Source organism: Oceaniradius stylonematis (assembly GCF_965223445.1).
Taxonomy (GTDB): Bacteria; Pseudomonadota; Alphaproteobacteria; order Rhizobiales; family Rhizobiaceae; genus Roseitalea; species Roseitalea stylonematis.
The window spans coordinates 2,251,412-2,268,634 of the sequence record NZ_OZ244994.1 but is presented as its reverse complement, the minus strand read 5'-3'; the positions used below and the strand labels follow the sequence as shown (position 1 = coordinate 2,268,634).

At 64.7% G+C, this 17,223-nt stretch carries 13 protein-coding genes and 2 pseudogenes; 10 read left to right on the top strand and 5 right to left on the bottom strand.

Annotated elements, in window-relative coordinates:
- Nucleotides 1-48: 48 nt before the first annotated feature.
- Entirely contained in the window at nt 49-1,773 is a 1,725-nt protein-coding gene (locus ACOQOU_RS11190) for a peptidoglycan-binding protein (RefSeq protein WP_420578716.1), read from the bottom strand.
- 112 nt (nt 1,774-1,885) lie between these two features.
- On the opposite strand from ACOQOU_RS11190, the gene ACOQOU_RS11185 reads away from it, so the two are divergent.
- From ACOQOU_RS11185 to ACOQOU_RS11170, 4 genes are all read left to right on the top strand, one after another.
- Nucleotides 1,886-3,682 carry an acyl-CoA dehydrogenase C-terminal domain-containing protein gene (locus ACOQOU_RS11185; protein WP_109766893.1) on the top strand — a complete coding sequence of 599 codons (1,797 nt, stop codon included), beginning with the start codon at nt 1,886-1,888 and terminating at the stop codon, nt 3,680-3,682.
- A 78-nt stretch (nt 3,683-3,760) separates the two neighbouring features.
- Nucleotides 3,761-4,414 (top strand): glutathione S-transferase family protein, encoded by a 654-nt coding sequence (locus ACOQOU_RS11180; RefSeq protein WP_306026452.1) that lies wholly within the window; start codon nt 3,761-3,763, stop codon nt 4,412-4,414.
- Nucleotides 4,415-4,439: 25 nt separating this feature from the next.
- Complete coding sequence (locus ACOQOU_RS11175) at nt 4,440-5,648, top strand: acetyl-CoA C-acetyltransferase (protein ID WP_109766895.1); 1,209 nt, start codon at nt 4,440-4,442, stop codon at nt 5,646-5,648.
- A gap of 160 nt (nt 5,649-5,808) precedes the next feature.
- Nucleotides 5,809-8,031 (top strand): 3-hydroxyacyl-CoA dehydrogenase NAD-binding domain-containing protein, encoded by a 2,223-nt coding sequence (locus ACOQOU_RS11170; RefSeq protein WP_306026451.1) that lies wholly within the window; start codon nt 5,809-5,811, stop codon nt 8,029-8,031.
- Nucleotides 8,032-8,102: 71 nt separating this feature from the next.
- Here ACOQOU_RS11170 and ACOQOU_RS11165 read toward each other — a convergent pair whose 3' ends face one another.
- A complete protein-coding gene (locus ACOQOU_RS11165; RefSeq protein WP_420578715.1) occupies nt 8,103-9,443 on the bottom strand; it encodes a DEAD/DEAH box helicase in 1,341 nt (446 codons plus the stop codon).
- Nucleotides 9,444-10,001: 558 nt separating this feature from the next.
- On the opposite strand from ACOQOU_RS11165, the gene ACOQOU_RS11160 reads away from it, so the two are divergent.
- The gene (locus tag ACOQOU_RS11160; RefSeq protein ID WP_109767026.1) at nt 10,002-10,211 is read left to right on the top strand and encodes a cold-shock protein; all 210 of its coding nucleotides are present in this window, start codon (nt 10,002-10,004) and stop codon (nt 10,209-10,211) included.
- A gap of 68 nt (nt 10,212-10,279) precedes the next feature.
- On the opposite strand, the gene ACOQOU_RS11155 is transcribed toward ACOQOU_RS11160, so the two are convergent.
- Entirely contained in the window at nt 10,280-10,525 is a 246-nt protein-coding gene (locus ACOQOU_RS11155) for a hypothetical protein (protein ID WP_306026450.1), read from the bottom strand.
- Nucleotides 10,526-10,910: 385 nt separating this feature from the next.
- On the opposite strand from ACOQOU_RS11155, the pseudogene ACOQOU_RS11150 reads away from it, so the two are divergent.
- Both ACOQOU_RS11150 and ACOQOU_RS11145 read left to right on the top strand, forming a co-directional pair.
- Nucleotides 10,911-11,124 (top strand): annotated as a pseudogene (locus tag ACOQOU_RS11150) (helix-turn-helix transcriptional regulator); the annotation flags it as partial.
- Between the two features lie 80 nt (nt 11,125-11,204).
- Nucleotides 11,205-11,588: pseudogene (locus tag ACOQOU_RS11145) on the top strand (S24 family peptidase); the annotation flags it as partial.
- Between the two features lie 3 nt (nt 11,589-11,591).
- Here the strand turns inward: ACOQOU_RS11145 and ACOQOU_RS11140 are convergent.
- A complete protein-coding gene (locus ACOQOU_RS11140; RefSeq protein ID WP_306026448.1) occupies nt 11,592-13,268 on the bottom strand; it encodes a lysine--tRNA ligase in 1,677 nt (558 codons plus the stop codon).
- Between the two features lie 171 nt (nt 13,269-13,439).
- Here ACOQOU_RS11140 and ACOQOU_RS11135 point away from each other — a divergent pair, with 171 nt between their 5' ends.
- Nucleotides 13,440-13,859 carry a tellurite resistance TerB family protein gene (locus ACOQOU_RS11135; RefSeq protein ID WP_245412758.1) on the top strand — a complete coding sequence of 140 codons (420 nt, stop codon included), beginning with the start codon at nt 13,440-13,442 and terminating at the stop codon, nt 13,857-13,859.
- 82 nt (nt 13,860-13,941) lie between these two features.
- The gene (locus ACOQOU_RS11130; protein ID WP_109767029.1) at nt 13,942-14,784 is read left to right on the top strand and encodes a sterol desaturase family protein; all 843 of its coding nucleotides are present in this window, start codon (nt 13,942-13,944) and stop codon (nt 14,782-14,784) included.
- Here ACOQOU_RS11130 and ACOQOU_RS11125 read toward each other — a convergent pair.
- Nucleotides 14,754-15,587, bottom strand: a complete 834-nt coding sequence (locus ACOQOU_RS11125; protein WP_306026447.1) for a transporter substrate-binding domain-containing protein — start codon at nt 15,585-15,587, stop codon at nt 14,754-14,756. The genes ACOQOU_RS11130 and ACOQOU_RS11125 overlap by 31 nt on opposite strands.
- Before the next feature lie 320 nt (nt 15,588-15,907).
- Between ACOQOU_RS11125 and ACOQOU_RS11120 the strand changes: the two genes are divergently transcribed.
- Nucleotides 15,908-17,056, top strand: coding sequence for a glycosyltransferase (locus ACOQOU_RS11120; RefSeq protein WP_420578714.1), 1,149 nt, complete (start codon nt 15,908-15,910; stop codon nt 17,054-17,056).
- Nucleotides 17,057-17,223 lie beyond the last annotated feature (167 nt).

The following is a 17,223-nucleotide window of genomic DNA, read 5'->3' as shown; positions in this document are numbered from 1 at the left end:
TCAATCGGAAGGCCGGGTCATGGTAAGCGCCGGCGCGCTGACGGGCGGTCAGCTTTCGGTCTGCGCCAGCGCCAGGAGGTTCTCGACCAGGCTCTGGTCGACGTTTCCGGTGGCCGGAAGGCCGTTGTCGCGCTGGAAGGCGATGATCGCATCACGCGTCTTCCGGCCCATCAGCCCGTCAACCGGGCCCGCATCATAGCCATTGTCGTTGAGGATCGCCTGGATGTTGGCCACGGCGCGGCGCATGTCCTCGTCGGAGATGGGGGCGGCGGCGGCCGTCACGGTGTCGCCGGTCTGCCAGGCCTCCGGCACATCGACCCTGTTGGCCCTTTCGTCGATGGGCTTTGCGCGCCAAAGGGCGGTTGCGCCGCGTGCGGTTTCAAGCTGGTCGGGACGCAGCACGTTGGCGATGTCGTCGCGTTTGGCCGCGGCGTCCTCGTCGCCGCTCTGCGCGGCCAGCGCGAACCATTTGTAGGATTCGCCGAGATCCTGCGGCATGCCCTGGCCCTTGGCCGCCAGGATGCCGAGATTGAACTGGCTGTCGCGGACGCCCAGTTCGGCGGCACGCAGGAACCAGCGCGCGGCGGAATCGAAGTCCGGCGGGCCGTCGGCGCCGCTGGCGAACAGGACGGCCAGATTGTGCATGGCGCTTGCGTTGCCCTGTTCGGCGGCAAGCTGGTACCAGGTCTTGGCCGTGGAGAAATCGCGCTCGGCGCCAAAGCCCTTCTCGTAGAAATTGCCGGTCCGGTATTGGGCGGGCGCAAAACCGAGTTCGGCGGCGCGTTCATACCATTTGAGCGCCTCCGAAAGGTCGCCGTCGCCGCCGCGCGCGGCATCGGCCAGCCGCTCGCCGACGACATAGAGCGCCATCGCATCGCCCTCGGCTACGGCTTCGCGCAGCGCCACGGACCCCACATTGCCCGGCAGATCGTCGAACGACGTGACCGTAGCCGTCTCGACATCTTCGACATCGGGGGTTTCGACCGGATCGGGCGCGGCGGCCGCAAGTTCGGGCGCCGCCATGCCGGCCGCGTCCGGTTCGGCGGCGGCATCGGCCTCGGCGAGCACGTCGCGCGAGGGCGTCGTTTCCGATGCGGCGATTTCGGACGCTTCGGCGGAGCCGTCTTCGTCCGGAAGGGTCTCGACGATGGCGGGCGGCTCAGGCGCCTGCGCGACGACCGCCTCGTTTCCCGGTGCGATGAAGCCGCGCACAAGCGGCACGGCCAGAATGGCCAACAGGATCGCGCCGGCCGCCATCAGGATCGGCTTGCGCCGTCGGGAAATCGCGCCGACGATCGATCCCGATCCGTCTTCGCCCGGCGCGGGAGACCCGCTCGTCATCGCGCCGGCATCGGCCGCGGCGGCTTGCGCGGCGCGGCGGGCGGCCGCGATGAAATCCGATTTGCCCGTGTCGGCGCCCGTCCCAGACACCTCGCCGGGCAATGCAGGCGCCGATCCGGCGCCCTTCCGCTCGGCCCTGACGCGGGCCATGATGTCGGCCAGCGCCAACTGATCCCCGCCCGGCTCGATCGGCTGGTCATCGACAACCGGCGGAAGCGCGTCGCCCTCGTCGGAAAAGGATTCGGCCATGTTCGCCGGTGTCTGCTCCTTGCGTCCGCGACCAAGCGGCAGGCGACCGGCAACGGATTTGAGGAAGGATGGGCGGTCGGCCGCCGGCACCGGCTCCGGACGTTCGCCGAGCGCAAACAGGGCCGCATCGGCGGCGGCGCGGGCTTGTTGCGCGTGGCAGAACGGGCGATCGTCAATCGGCACAATCGGACATCAATTTTGACGTTTACGGAAACGTCAAAATTTGCTAGGCGTGACCGAACGCTGGCCGTGCCCTGCCGGTCGGCCGATCATATTTGCGATGCGGAGGAAATCCATGCCGAGCTACCGCGCCCCGGTCGAAGACACGCTGTTCGTTCTCAACGACGTTCTGAAATATGAGCGCTACAACAATCTGCCCGGCTTCGCCGACGCATCGCCCGACATCGTCGAGGCGGTTCTGCGCGAAGGGGCCCGGTTCGCCGAGGAAGTGTTCTTCCCGCTCAACCAGGTCGGCGACAGCCAAGGCTGCGTGCGTCACGAGGATGGCTCGGTCACCACGCCGGAAGGCTTCAAGGCCGCCTACGAGCAGTTCAAGGAAGGCGGCTGGATGGGCCTTGCCTTCGACGAGGAGTATGGCGGCCAGGGCCTGCCCTACACGCTGCACACCGCGGTCGGCGAATATTTCTCCTCGGCCAACATGGCGCTGATGATGTATCCCGGCCTGACCCAGGGTGCGATGGCCGCAATTCTGGTGCACGGATCGGACGAGCAGAAGCAGACCTATCTGCCCAAGATGGTCGAGGGCGTCTGGACAGGCACGATGAACCTGACCGAGCCCCATTGCGGCACCGATCTGGGTCTCCTGCGCACCAAGGCCGTGCCCCAGGACGATGGCAGCTACAAGATCTCGGGCCAGAAGATCTTCATCTCGGCCGGCGATCACGACATGAGCGAGAACATCATCCACCTGGTGCTCGCCCGCATCGAGGGCGCGCCGGAGGGCGTCAAAGGCATCTCGCTGTTCATCGTTCCCAAATACAAGGTCGGTGAAGACGGCTCGGTGGGCGATGCCAACGGCGTCACCTGCGGCTCGATCGAGGAAAAGATGGGCATTCACGGCAATGCCACCTGCGTGATGAACTATGACGATGCCACGGGCTATCTGGTCGGCGAGGCGCACAAGGGCCTCAAGGCGATGTTCGTGATGATGAACGAAGCGCGGCTCGGCGTCGGCCTGCAGGGTCTGGCCATCTCCGAGATCGCCTACCAGAACGCGGTCGACTACGCCAAGGAGCGCGTGCAGGGCCGGGCGCTGTCGGGCGCCAAATATCCCGACAAGAAGGCCGATCCGATCATCGTGCACCCGGACGTGCGGCGCAACCTGATGACGATCCGCGCCTTCAACGAGGCCGGTCGCGCGTTCATCTTGTGGGCGGCGCTCAAGTCCGATGTGGCGCACCGGTCCGAGGACGATGCGGACCGCGAACTGAACGAGGAGATGATGGGGCTGCTGACGCCGGTCATCAAGGGCGTTCTGACCGACAAGGGGTTCGATCACGCCGTGATGGCTCAGCAAATGTATGGCGGCCACGGCTATGTCGAGGAATGGGGCATGAGCCAGTATGTGCGCGATGCGCGCATCGCCATGATCTATGAGGGCGCCAACGGCATCCAGGCGCTCGATCTTGTCGGCCGCAAGCTGCCGCAAAATGGCGGCCGCGCCGTGCAGGCCTTCTTCAAGGAAGTCGGCGATTTCTGCGAGGAAAATCGCGACGACGAGCAGATGGCCTTCTTCACCAAGCATTTGAAGAAGGGCCTGAACGATCTGCAGCAGGCGACCATGTGGTTCGTCCAGAACGCGATGGCCAAACCGGACAATGCCGGTGCCGGGTCGCACGACTACATGCACCTGTTCGGGCTGGTGGCGCTGGGCTACATTTGGGGCCTGCAGGCCAAGGCGGCGCAGGAGAAGATCGCCGCCGGCGCCAATGGCGATGCGCGCTACCTCGAAAACAAGCTTGTCACGGCACGCTATTTCTTCGAGCGCATCATGCCGGAATCGTCGGCTCACCTGGCCCGCATCTCGGCCGGTGCCGACTCGATGATGGCGATCCCGGAAGAAGCGTTTTGATCGAAATCCGTACGGTGGCGCTTCAATAGAGGCGCCGCCGACACCACATGGATTGCAGACGGTCTGGGGAGGTGCGCGGTGGCTGACTTCACATTGTACGGCTTCTGGGAAAGCGGCAACGCCTACAAGGTGGCGCTGATGCTGGAACTCAACGATGCCGACTGGCGCTGCCAGCACGTCGCCTTCATGACCGGAGAAACGCGCCGCCCGGAATTCCGCGCCATGAACGTGATGGGCGAGGTACCGGTGCTGGTCCATCACCGCGACGGCGGCGATTTCAAGGTGACTCAATCGGGCGCCTGCCTGACCTATCTGGCAAGGCATTTCGGCACCTACGGGCCGCAAACCGAAGCCGAAGACTATGACGTTTTGCGCTGGCTTCTGTTCGACAGCCAGAAACTGTCGGGTCAGGCCGGTCCGCTGCGATTCCTGCGCTACATGGCGGGGCGCGAGGAAGGGCCCGAGACGCAGTTCATGCATGGCAGGGCGATGAGCGCTCTCAAGGTGCTCAACGCCGCGCTTGACGGCAGGGACTGGCTGGTCGGCGACCGGCCGACCATCGCCGACATTGCCTGCCAGGGCTATCTGCACTGGCCCGGCCAGATCGGCGTGACCTATGACGAACTGACCAACATCGGACCGTGGCTGGCACGCATCCGCGCGCTGCCCGGCTTCAAACATTCCGAGGACCTGATGCCCTCGGGCCGCGAGCCCGAAACGGCAACGGCCTGACACAAGACAAGACGGGAGAAACCTGATGGCAGACGCCTATGTTTACGATGCGGTGCGCACGCCGCGCGGCCGCGGCAAGAAGGACGGCTCGCTGCACGAAGTGCCGACGCCGCGCCTTGGCGCCAAGGTGCTCGAAGCGCTGCGCGACCGCAACGAACTGGACACGACGAAGGTCGACGATGTGATCTTCGGCTGCGTCGATCCGGTCTATGAGGCCGGCGGCGACATCGCGCGCGCGTCCGTCTTCGAGGCAGGCTATGCGACCGAGGCGCCGGGCATGCAGATCAACCGCTTCTGCGCCTCGGGCCTGGACGCCATCAATTTCGGCGCGGCGAAGATCGCGCAGGGCGCCGACGACATCGTCATCGCCGGCGGCGTCGAATCGATGAGCCGCGTCGGCATGGGCGCGTCGGGCGGCGCCTGGTACATGGACCCGTCCGTGAACATCCCGGCCTACTTCATGCCGCAGGGCGTGTCGGCCGACCTGATCGCGACCAAATACGGCTTCTCCCGCGACGATGTGGATGCCTATGCCGTCGAGAGCCAGAAGCGTTCCGGCGAAAGCTGGGAGAAGGGCCATTTCAAGAAGTCGGTGATCCCGGTGAAAGACCAGAACGGGCTGACCATTCTCGATCATGACGAGCACATGCGTCCGGGCACGGACATGCAGTCGCTCGGCCAGCTCAACCCGTCCTTCGTCATGCCCGGCCAGATGGGGGGCTTCGAGGCGGTCGGCATTGCCGGCCATCCGGAGGTCGAAGCCATCAACTATGTTCACCATGCCGGCAATTCGTCCGGCATTGTCGACGGCGCGGCGGGTATTCTGCTCGGCTCGAAGAAGGGCGGCAAGATGATGGGCCTTGAGCCGCGCGCCAGGATCAAGGCGTTCGCCAATATCGGCTCTGACCCGACGCTGATGCTGACCGGCCCGGTCGACGTTACCGAAAAGCTTCTCAAAAAGGCCAGGATGACGCTCGACGACATCGACCTGTTCGAGCTGAACGAAGCCTTCGCCGCCGTCGTGCTGCGCTACATGCAGGCGTTCGACATCGACCATGGCAAGATGAACGTCGCCGGCGGCGCGATCGCCATGGGCCATCCGCTCGGAGCCACCGGCGCGATGATCTTCGGCACCGTGCTCGACGAACTGGAACGCCGCGATCTGAACACCGCGCTCGTGACGCTGTGCATCGGCGCCGGCATGGGCACGGCAACCATCATCGAGCGGGTTTGAACCCTGGCTTCACCCTCGCCCTTCGAGGCCGCCTTCGGCGGTACCTCAGGATGAGGGTGAAGCGAAATCGACGCTGCGGCCGCGAAGAACCGTTCCCTCATCCTGAGGTGCGAGCGCAGCGAGCCTCGAAGGGCGAGGGAACGGTCTGAAGGAGCGAGACATGACCTACACCAATTTCACCATCGAAACCGACGCCGACGGCATCGCCCTTGTCACCTGGGACATGCCGGACAAGTCGATGAATGTCTTCACCGTCGAGGTGCTGCAAGAGCTCGACGCCATTTGCGATGCCACAACCGCCGACGAAGCGGTCAAGGGCGTGGTGTTCACCTCAGGCAAGAAGGACGCGTTTTCGGGCGGTGCGGACATCACCATGCTCAAGGCGATGTTCGACGCCTACGAGGCTGAGAAAGCCAGCAACCCGGAAGCGGCGACGCAGCTCCTGTTCGACAATGCCGGCAAGATGAGCCAGATCTTCCGCAAGATCGAGACCTGCGGCAAGCCCTGGGTGTCGGCGATCAACGGCGTTTGCATGGGCGGCGCGTTCGAACTGTCGCTCGCCTGCCACGGCCGGGTCGCTGCCGACAGCGACGCGGTGAAGATCGCCCTGCCGGAGGTCAAGATCGGCATCTTCCCGGGCGCCGGCGGCACCCAGCGCGTGCCACGCCTGACCAACCAGCAGGACGCGCTGCAGATGATGACGACGGGCCAGAATTTGAAACCCGCGCGCGCCAAGGCGATGGGTCTGATCGACCAGGTCGCGCCGCCCAAAAAGCTGGTGGATGCGGCCAAGACGATGATCAAGGACGGTCTCAAGCCAGTCCAGCCCTGGGACGAGAAGGGCTTCAAGCTGCCCGGCGGCAAGGTTTACTCACCCGCCGGCGCCAATGTCTGGCCGGCGGCGTCAGCCATCCTGCGGCGCGAGACGCACATGAACTATCCGGGCGCCGCGGCGATCCTCAAATGCGTCTATGAAGGGCTTCTGGTGCCGTTCGACGTGGGCCTGACGATCGAGCAGCGCTATTTCACCCAGGTGCTGCAGTCGCGGGAAGCGGGCGCGATGCTGCGCTCGATCTTCGTGTCGCTGCAGGAACTCAACAAGGGCGCGCGGCGTCCCGATGACGTCAAGCCGACGAAGTTCAAGAAGATCGGCGTTCTGGGCGCCGGTTTCATGGGCGCGGGCATCGCCTATGTCACGGCCAGGGCCGGCATTCCGGTCGTGCTGCTCGACCGCGACATGGAAGCGGCCGCAAAGGGCAAGGCCCATTCGGAAGGGCTGCTCAAGAAGGCCATGCAAAAGGGCCGGACGACGCAGGCCGATGCGGACAAGCTGCTGTCGCTGATCACGCCGACGGCCGATTATGCGGACTTCGACGGCTGCGACCTGATCATCGAGGCGGTGTTCGAGGATTCCGGCGTCAAGAAGGCCGCGACCGAGCAGGCGGAGGCGGTGATCAAGCGCACGGCCGTGTTCGCCTCCAATACCTCGACCATTCCGATCACCGATCTGGCGAAGAATTCGGTGCGGCCGAAGAACTTCATCGGCATCCACTTCTTCTCGCCGGTCGACAAGATGATGCTGGTCGAGATCATCATGGGCAAGCGGACATCCGGCAAGGCGCTGGCGGTGGCGATGGACTATGTCCGGGCCATCAAGAAGACGCCGATCGTCGTCAACGACACGCGCGGCTTCTATGTGAACCGCTGCGTGCTGCGCTACATGTCCGAAGCCTACAACATGCTGATCGAGGGCGTGCCGCCGGCGATGATCGAGAATGCGGCGAAGATGGCCGGCATGCCGGTCGGCCCGCTGTCGCTCAATGACGAGACGGCGATCGACCTTTCGCAGAAGATCCTTAAGCAGACCGTGCGCGATCTGGGCGACAAGGCGGTCGATCCGCGCCATATCGAGCTGGTCGACACGATGATCGAAACTCATGGCCGCCTCGGGCGCAAGAACGGCAAGGGCTTTTACGACTACCCCGAAAAGCCCGCCAAAAAGCATCTGTGGCCCGAGCTCAAGGACATGTATCCGCAACAGGACGCCGATGCGATCGATTTCGAGGAGCTGAAAGAGCGGTTCCTCTACACGATCGCGCTCGAGGCGGCCCGCGTGATGGGCGAAGGCATCGTCACCGACCCGCGCGAGGCCGATGTCGGTTCGATCCTGGCGATCGGCTTTGCGCCCTATACGGGCGGCACGCTGAGCTACATTGACGGGATCGGGGCCGAGGCTTTCGTCGCCCGCGCCAAGCAGCTTCAGAAGAAGTACGGGGCCCAGTTCAAGCCGCCGCGCGTTCTGACCGACATGGCCAAGACCGGCGAGACCTTCTACCAGCGGTTCAATCCCTATCCGGAACTGGACAAGGCCGACGCCGCCTGACGCAGACGTCCCTGATCAATCAACAAAGCCCGGCGCTAGCGCCGGGCTTTTCGTTTGGCGACGGGCCCGGTTCACATTGCCGTGGCGGCGCGGCGTGTCCTCTTGCCACCGCGGAACGGTTTGCCGGGCTTGCCGCGCATCGGGCCGCGGCCAGCGGGCTTGCCGCCATCGCCCTGTCCGCGCGCATGGGCCCCGGGCTTGCCCCGGGCGCCGTTGCGGCGCGGGCCGCGCTGTCCCTGACGCGCGCCGGCGTCCTTCTTGGCTTGTCGCGCTTCGCTGGCGTTGGCCCGCTCGCCACTGACAACCGGGATCGGACGGCCGATCAGCCGTTCAATATCGGCGAACAGATGGGTTTCGTGCGGTCCGCAAAAGGCGACCGCCTCACCCTCGGCGCCGGCGCGGGCCGTGCGGCCGATGCGGTGCACATAGTTCTCGGCCACCTCGGGCAGATCGAAATTGAAGACGTGGGTGACGCCGGAGATGTCGATACCGCGCGCCGCCACATCGGTCGCGACCAGGACGCGGATCTCGCCGTTGCGGAACGCCTTGATGGCGCGCTCGCGCTGGCCCTGGCTCTTGTTGCCGTGGATGGATCCAGCCTCGAACCCGGCGGCGACAAGCTGCTTCTTGAGCTTTTCGGCACCGTGCTTGGTGCGGGCGAAGACCAGCGACAGCGAACCCGGTTCGGCAGCCAAAAGATCGCTCAGAAGCGCGACCTTGCCGGCCTGGGCGACATGGTGGACGCTCTGGCGCACCTTGTCGGCGGGCTTGCCGGGCGGCGACACCTCGACGCGCACCGGATCGCTCAGGTAGGTCGCGGCGAGCGTATTCATCTGCTTGGGCATGGTCGCCGAAAACAGAAGCGTCTGCCGCTTGGGCGAGACCAGCTTGGCGATCTGCTGAAGCGGCTTGATGAAGCCCAGATCGAGCATCTGGTCGGCTTCGTCGAGGACCAGATACTGGACCTGATCGAGTCGGACGGCCTTGCGCGCGACCAGATCGAGAAGACGGCCGGGCGTGGCGATCAGAATGTCGGTGCCGCGCGAGAGCTTGTGGGCCTGGGCGCGGATGGACGCGCCGCCGACCACCGTCTCGACACGCAGGTGCGTGTCGCGCAGGAAGCCGCGCACATTGGTGCCGATCTGGTTGGCCAGTTCGCGCGTCGGCGCCAGCACCAGGGCGCGCGCGGTGCGCGGCTCGGGGCGCGAGCCGACCGGGATCAGACGGTGGATGAGCGGCAGGCTGAACGCCGCCGTCTTGCCGGTGCCGGTCTGGGCGAGGCCCATCAGGTCGCGGCCTTCCAGAAGATGCGGAATGGCCTGCGCCTGGATCGGCGTCGGTATCGTCAGCTCGAGCTTTTCGAGCGTCTTGCAGATGACGGGCGCAAGGCCCAGCTTAGAAAATTGCGTCAAGAATTTTGCCTTTCGTGGCAGCGGCCCGCACGGGGCCGCCATGAAGATATGCATGAAGGGTCGGCCAGCCGGAATGGCAGGCGTCGCCGCGGATCGGTTGCAGCCAAGGCTCGCTTCCGGCCGAATGCCGTCAAAGCCGCCTGACCGGCAGTACCCCCGCGTGAATTGGGAAACCTGGTGGACAATGCGCCGCTTTGTTCAACGTGCCATCATGGCGCGCGGCGTATCACGGAAGTTGCGGCTGAAAGCCCCGGAGGCGATCCATGTCGCCTGCGGCTGCTCACGCGGCAGCCAACTCCGATACCGCGCATATCGGCGTGCAGCGCAACAAAGTCAAGCGCGATCGACCGCTCGGCGATGCGGGCAGGACGCGATTCGTCTTGAAACCGCAACAAAGCTGTGTTCATGATTTGGTTCTATCGAGAGTTTCGGCCGATCGGAAACAGCCTAACCGCCGCGCAAAAAGAAGCGACACGCCTAGTCCTTTCCCCAGACATCGATGACCAACGGCGGGCTTGCCCGCCACCCCTATGCAGACCGTCTTGAAAGGACATGACGATGGCGAGCGGAACGGTAAAATGGTTCAACACCACCAAGGGCTATGGCTTCATCGCGCCCGATGAGGGCGGCAACGATGTGTTCGTGCACATCTCCGCCGTGCAGCGTTCGGGCATGGAGACGCTGTCGGAGGGCCAGAAGGTCTCCTACGAACTGGTCACCGACCAGCGGACCGGCAAGACGGCCGCCGGCAACCTCGTCGCGCAGTAGGCGCAACCCTTCACGTGAAACACTGGCCGACCTGCCCCAAAGGGCGGGCGGCTTCGTTCAAAGATGCCTCAGCGGCGGCGGCGTTCCTGTTCGCGCCGGTCGGCGTCGTCGCGGAAGGCCGGCAGTGCGCTGAAGTCCGGCTTTTCCCGACTCGATCGCACGCGCACCGGCCGGTGCATTGCGCGATTGTGCAGGTGACGCGTGATCAGCGCCAGAAAGGTTGCAACGCTGAACGCTACCATCCAGTGCGCGCCACCGAGATACCCCAGAACGTTGAACAAGGTGAAGTCGACAAAGAAGTTCGTGCTGCTCATGGCTTTCTCCATCTGATGCGAGCAACCCTCGGCTCGTTGCGCCCGTCCCGATGATCTGCCGAACCGTGTCTCCGGCCCTTATACCAAAGTAGTATGCCATAGATGGGGCGCCTTGCGGATCGCCCGGGCCTGCAGAAATGCTGAAATTTTCATCAAATCCGCATATTTGAGCTGCGTCATGCCTACTTTCTCGGCGTAATCACACGCCAGACAGGCCATATGTGCGTCGTCCGACAGGGATCGCACCGATCGGTCCCTTGAGGGATTCGCTGACAGGAGCCTTTTGCTCTTCGGTCATCCGGCCCGATCGGACGATGCGAGTCACGGCTTGCGGGACCGCCTCGATGAAGGTATTTATTCCTTTGAACCCACCGGCCGAAGCATCATGTCGCCACTTTCCCACGAGCAGGTCTGGGCCGCCATCGACCGGCTGGCGGAGCGCCACGACCTGTCACCGTCGGGCCTTGCCAAACGGGCAGGGCTCGATTCGACGACGTTCAACAAGTCCAAGCGCTTTGCCGCCGACGGCCGGGCACGCTGGCCGTCGACCGAATCACTGGCCAAGGTGATGGAAGCCACCGGCGCGTCGATGGACGAACTGGTCGCGCTGATGGTGCCGGGCCGCTACGAAACCGGCTTTTCCGAGCCCGGCGCGGCGGATTATGCCCCGCCGTCCCGCCGGATACCGCTGCTGGGCATGGCGCAGGCCGGCGCCGGCGGTTTTTTCGACGCGGACGGGTTTCCCGCCGGCGAAGGGTGGGACGATGCCGCGTTCCCCGATGCAGGGCTGGGCGCCGACGTCTATGCGCTGGAGATCGCCGGCGATTCCATGCTGCCGCTTTATCGCGACGGCGACACGATCATCGTCTCGCCGGCGGCCTCTGTGCGGCGCGGCGACCGTGTCGTCGTCAAGACGCATGGCGGCGAAGTGATGGCCAAGATCCTCAAGCGCCAGACCGCCAACACGGTGGAACTGGCGTCGGCCAATCCCGACCATGCCGACCGGACCTTCAACCGCAATGACGTTGCGTGGATTGCCCGCATCCTTTGGGCCAGCCAGTAGCGGTCAGGCGGCTGCGTCGCCGGCCAGTTCTCCGTCCAGCGCCTTTTTGATCAGGGCGCGCGTTTCGTCGATCCCGTAGAGCGCGATGAACGAGCCCAGCCGCGGCCCGCGCTCCTGGCCCAGCAGCACGCGGTAGAGCGCATTGAACCAGTCACCCGTCACGGCGGGCTTGCCTTCCGGGCTTTTCTTGGCCGGGTCCTGATAGCGCTCGAACGCCCGGCCGACATCGAGAAGCGCATCCTGGATCGCCGCTCCGTCCGTCGCCTTGTCGGCCGGCAGGGCAGCCAGCGCGTCCGACAGATCGGCGAGCGCCTGTCTTTCGATATCGTCGGGCGCATGAAAGCGCTTGGACGGGCGCACGAAATCCTCGAAATAGCGGATGGCGTGGCCGGCCAGCGCGTCGAGCTGCGGATGGGTCTCGGCGTTCACGCCCGGCGCATAACGCGAGATGAAGCCCCAGAGCACGTCGCGGTTCTCGGCATTCGAAGCGCTGACCAGATTGAGCAGCATCGCGAACGGAACCGGCATGTCCGCTTCGGGCGGATTGCCGGCATGGATGTGCCAGACCGGATTGGACAGGCGCGCGGCGGCATCCTGGCGGCCATAGGCAGACAGAAAACTGAAATATTCGTCGACCGCCTTGGGGATCACGTCGAAATAGAGCCGCTTGGCCGTGCGCGGCTTCTGGAACATGAAGAGCGCCAGGCTCTCGGCCGGCGCATAGGTCAGCCACTCGTCGATGGTCAGCCCGTTGCCTTTGGACTTGGAGATTTTCTCGCCCTTGTCATCGAGAAACAGCTCATAGACGAAATGCTCCGGCGGGCGCCCGCCCAGGATCGCGCAGATGCGGTCATAGATGACCGCATTGGTCTGGTGATCCTTGCCGAACATCTCGAAATCGACGCCGAGCGCGGCCCAGCGCATGCCAAAATCGGGCTTCCACTGCATCTTCACGCCGCCGCCGGTGACCGGCAGCGTCGTCTCGGTGCCGTCCTCGTCGTCGAAGGTGATCGTGCCGGCCTTGGCATCGACATGCTTCATCGGGACATAGAGGACGCGGCCTGTCTTGGGCGAGATCGGCAGGAAGGGGCTGTAGGTTGCCTGCCGCTCCTCCCCGAGCGTCGGCAGCATCACCGCCATGATCTCGTCGAACCGCTCACAGGCGGTCAGCAGAACCGGGTCGAACCGGCCGGAGGTATAATAGTCGGTCGCGCTGGCGAACTCATAGTCGAAGCCGAACGTGTCGAGGAACCGTCGCAGCATGGCATTGTTGTGGTGGCCGAAGCTCTCATAATCGCCGCCGAACGGGTTTGGCACGGCGGTCAGCGGCTTATGCAGATGCGGCTCGAGCGCCGCGCGGTCGGGCACGTTGTCTGGGATCTTGCGCATGCCGTCCATGTCGTCGGAAAAGCACAGGAGCCGCGTCGGCACGGTGTCGCCGGTCAGGACCCGAAACGCGTGGCGCACCATGGTTGTGCGCGCCACTTCGCCGAACGTGCCGATATGCGGCAGGCCGGACGGACCGTAGCCGGTCTCGAACAGGACCGTCTCCGGATAACCGGTCTTCTCATAGCGCTTGATGATCTTGCGCGCTTCCTCGAAGGGCCACGCCCTGGACTTGGCGGCGGCTTCGGCGATGGCCGGATCGAGATCGGCGGGCGGCAGCGGGGCGGCGCTCATGGCGGTTCCTCGGCGGACAATGGCGGCGGAAAGCCGGTTCAATAGGTCATGAAGACGGCAATGGGAAGTGGGCCGCCGGCGCTCAATGCGACAAAGGGCGGGCCTCTTGCCGCTTGCGCTGCCGGAGCGGCAAACATACAGACGGAGCGACACGAAACAGGAAATCGAACGATGGCGAAGATCGATGAGGCCCGGGCGCTGATCTACATCATGGTCACGGTGGCGGCGGCGGATGCGCGGCTGTCGGATCGCGAACTGAACCGGATCGGCGTGATCACCGACACGCTGCCGATCTTCGAAGGCATCGACCGCGATGTCCTGGTCGAACAGGCCAACAATTGCACCGCCATACTCGAGGAGGAAACCGGCCTCGAGACGATCCTGACCATGGTTCACGACACGATCCCGCAAAGACTGTACGAGACCGCCTATGCGGTGGCCGTCGAGATCGCCGCCGCCGACCTGCATGTGGAGCAGGAAGAACTACGGTTCCTGCAGATGCTGCGCGATGCGCTCGATCTCGATGCGCTGGTCATCGCCGCCATCGAACATTCGGCGCGGGTGCGCTTCCGGCTGCCCTCACAATCGTAAGCGGCGGAGCGAAACGCTCACGCCATTGTGCCCGATGGCCGCGTTGACCGGCGCGCGGCGACGCGCCATCTGTTGGCTAGTGATGGAAAACGAACCGCAAATACGTCTGGCCGCCTTCATCGCGATCTTCGCCGCCATGGCCGCGTTCGAATTGTGGGCGCCGCGGCTGGAACGGCCGGAAATGGCCGGCGCGCTGAAATCGCGCCGCTGGTTCGTCAACCTGTCGATGGTCGTCATCTCGTCGGTCTGTCTGCGGATCATCTTTCCGGCAGCGGCCGTCGGCACAGCGCTTTTTGCAGAACAACAGGGGTGGGGCCTGTTCAACGCCACCGGCGTTCCGGTCGTCCTCGCCGGGCTGATCGCCTTCATCGTGCTCGATTTCGCGGTGTGGCTCGAACATCTGGTCAGCCACAAATGGCCGCTGCTCTGGCGCATCCACCGAATGCACCATTCGGACCAGGGGTTCGACCTGACGACGGCGCTGCGCTTTCATCCGCTGGAGATCGTCATCTCGATGCTCTGGAAGGCGGCTGTCATCATCGCGCTTGGGGCGCCCGCGGTCGCGGTGCTGGTTTTCGAGATCGTGCTCAACGGCATGGCGATGTTCAACCACGCCAATGCGCGCCTGCCGCTGAAGCTTGACCGGGTCGTCCGGGCCTTGTTCGTGACGCCCGACATGCACCGGGTCCATCATTCGGTCGTACCGCGCGAAACCGACAGCAATTACGGCTTCAACCTGTCGGTCTGGGACCGGCTGCTCGGCACCTACACCGATCAGCCGGCCGCCGGCCATGACGGCATGCGGATCGGCCTGACCGATTTCGACGGGCCGCAAACCTCCAATCTGGGTTGGGCGCTGCTTCTGCCGTTTCGGTACGGCGGCACGCGGTCCGGTCAGGACCCGAACGGGTCGATCGGGAAGTAGCGGGCGAAAATCTCGGCATAGACGCCGTTCTGCTCGACCGCCCTGAGCGCCGCGTTGACCGCGTCGAGCAGCGGCTGGTCCTGGGCACGGGTGACCGCCACCATGCCATGGCCGAGATGGGTGCTGGACATGTAGAGGCCGGACACGAACCGGCAGCACTGTTCGGAGGCCGGCGCGGCCAGCCAGAAAGACAAGGTGACGCCATCGCCGAAAACCAGATCGGCCTCGCCGCTCCCGAGCGCCGCATAGGCGGCCGGCATGTCGGCAACGGGCACCGGTTCGGTCGCCGGGAAATGCGTTTCGAGCATGGCGGCGTGGGCGGATCGCGCCACGACGGCCACCTTGCGGCCCTCCAGCGCCCGGGCAAAATCGCCGCCGGGCTGAAAAGCGCGGTTGGCGACGAACCGCGCCGGAAACCTGAAATAGGGTTCGGACAGGCCGAACCGAAGCCGCTTTTCGGCGCTCGGGGCAGTTCCGGCGAGAATGACCTCGCCACGGCGGCCATCGAGCGCGGGTTCGAGCTCGTCCCAGGGTATCGCCTGGATTTCACACCGGTCCGTCAGCCCGAGTTCGGCACAGATGGCGCGCGCCAGATCCACATTGAAACCGGTCGGCTTGCGGTTGGCGTCGGCGAAATTGAACGGCGGAAAATCGAGACTGGTCAGAAAGCGCAGGCGCGGAATGCCGGCCAAGTCGGGACTGACGATCCGGTAGCCGGGGTCCCAGATGCGCGGCGGTTCGGCGTGAACGGGTGCGCCCGCGAGCATGGCGAGCCCTGCGGCGGCCAAAGCGGTTCGCGACATCGAAGCAACCCGTTCAGGCGCCCACGACACCCCTGGGGTTCCGGCGCGTAAATTGAAAATATCCCGAAGCATTGCTCTCAAACACATCGTCGATATAGTGCCGTTTATTCTTTTTGCTTGTGTATTAAAGGCGGCGTGCGATGGAAGGTGTTCTGGTTCAATCCGTCGAACGCCGTGGAGACCCGCGCAGCCACGGCCCTGCTCCCGCGGCACAGCCCCCTCCCCCGGATCAAACGGCCGAAACCGACGGCGATGTCTTGTGCCCGTCCTGCGCGTTTCTTGCGCCGATCGGGTTTCCAGTCAAGCGGATGCGCCAGGCGATGATGCTGGCGGCCAAGAACGGAACGGTCGCGGGCACCGAGCTTCTGGCGCATGGCGCCATCACACAGGAGGCCTACTACCGGACGCTGGCAAATCATCTGCAGGTGAGCTTCGTCGAGCCCGGCGATATCGCGATGATCATGAACGGGCGAGACGGCTCGCTCGAGGGCGTCAATGTCCGGGCCAATCTCATCTGGTGCCAGTTGCGCGACGGCCGCACGCTGCCGGTGACCGCGCCCGATCCGCGTTCCGTCGAAACCCTCAGCGTGAGCCTGGCATCAAACGGTCTCCGGCGGTCGTTTGCTCTGACGAAGCCCGAGACGTTGCGTACTCTTCTGACGCGGAAATACTGGCCGCTGCTGCTGGAAACGGCGACCCGCAAGCTGGCCTATGACGAACCTGCCATGTCGGCCCATGCCGGCGCCCGCTTCTGGCAGGGCGTCGTCTCCGCGCTGCTCGTTTTGGGCGTTGCAGCCGCCTTCGCCACACGGCCGGGCATTGCCAGCACCGCACTGCATGTGGCGATGTCGACGTTCTTCTTCAGTTGCGTGCTGCTGCGGCTTCTGGCCGTCCTGACCTTCCGGGCGCCGGCGACAGCACCTCTCAAACGCATGGACCCGCGTACCCGGCCCGACTATTCGGTCCTGGTCTGCCTCTACAAAGAGAGTGCGGTCGTTCCCGATCTCATCGCCAGCCTCAAAACGATCGAATGGCCACGCTCCCGGCTGCAAATCCTGCTGGTGTGCGAAGACGACGATGTCGACACGATCGATGCGCTGGCGCGGCAGGAGCTGCCACCGTGCTTCGAGATCGTTCGCGTTCCGCCGGCACAGCCGCGCACCAAGCCCAAGGCGCTCAACTACGCGATGATGTTCGCACGCGGCCAGTTCATCACCCTATACGATGCGGAGGACCGCCCGCATCCCCGGCAGCTTGAGGAAGCCTGGCAGACCTTCCTTCAAAGCGACGAGTCGGTCGGCTGCCTGCAGGCACCGCTGGTCAAGGCAAACACAAGCCGCAATGCGCTGACCGCGCTTTTTCATCTCGAGTATGCGGGCCTGTTCGGCGGGCTGATGCCGTGGCTCGCGCGCGTCGGCAGTCCGATCATGCTGGGCGGCACGTCAAACCATTTCCGCGGCCTTATGTAGCAAGCGCACCAACACCAGACTACGGCCAGAGCGCTGATTCCCCTACAATTCACCTAGAGGTGCATCATGACCCGTCATTCAGGGAATCCGTCAGATTTTGTTTCCATTGGGCGTCAGCCTCTTTCTGCCGGCGCTCCGTATCGGCCATCGCCTCGCGAACTAGCTCT

Coding starts and splice junctions, on each gene's coding strand:
- ACOQOU_RS11135 (WP_245412758.1), top strand. CDS start 13,440: ATGGCGAAGATCGATGAGGCCCGGGCGCTGATCTACATCATGGTCACG.
- ACOQOU_RS11140 (WP_306026448.1), bottom strand. CDS start 13,268: ATGAGCGCCGCCCCGCTGCCGCCCGCCGATCTCGATCCGGCCATCGCC.
- ACOQOU_RS11130 (WP_109767029.1), top strand. CDS start 13,942: ATGGAAAACGAACCGCAAATACGTCTGGCCGCCTTCATCGCGATCTTC.
- ACOQOU_RS11155 (WP_306026450.1), bottom strand. CDS start 10,525: ATGAGCAGCACGAACTTCTTTGTCGACTTCACCTTGTTCAACGTTCTG.
- ACOQOU_RS11120 (WP_420578714.1), top strand. CDS start 15,908: ATGATGCTGGCGGCCAAGAACGGAACGGTCGCGGGCACCGAGCTTCTG.
- ACOQOU_RS11160 (WP_109767026.1), top strand. CDS start 10,002: ATGGCGAGCGGAACGGTAAAATGGTTCAACACCACCAAGGGCTATGGC.
- ACOQOU_RS11170 (WP_306026451.1), top strand. CDS start 5,809: ATGACCTACACCAATTTCACCATCGAAACCGACGCCGACGGCATCGCC.
- ACOQOU_RS11125 (WP_306026447.1), bottom strand. CDS start 15,587: ATGTCGCGAACCGCTTTGGCCGCCGCAGGGCTCGCCATGCTCGCGGGC.
- ACOQOU_RS11185 (WP_109766893.1), top strand. CDS start 1,886: ATGCCGAGCTACCGCGCCCCGGTCGAAGACACGCTGTTCGTTCTCAAC.
- ACOQOU_RS11175 (WP_109766895.1), top strand. CDS start 4,440: ATGGCAGACGCCTATGTTTACGATGCGGTGCGCACGCCGCGCGGCCGC.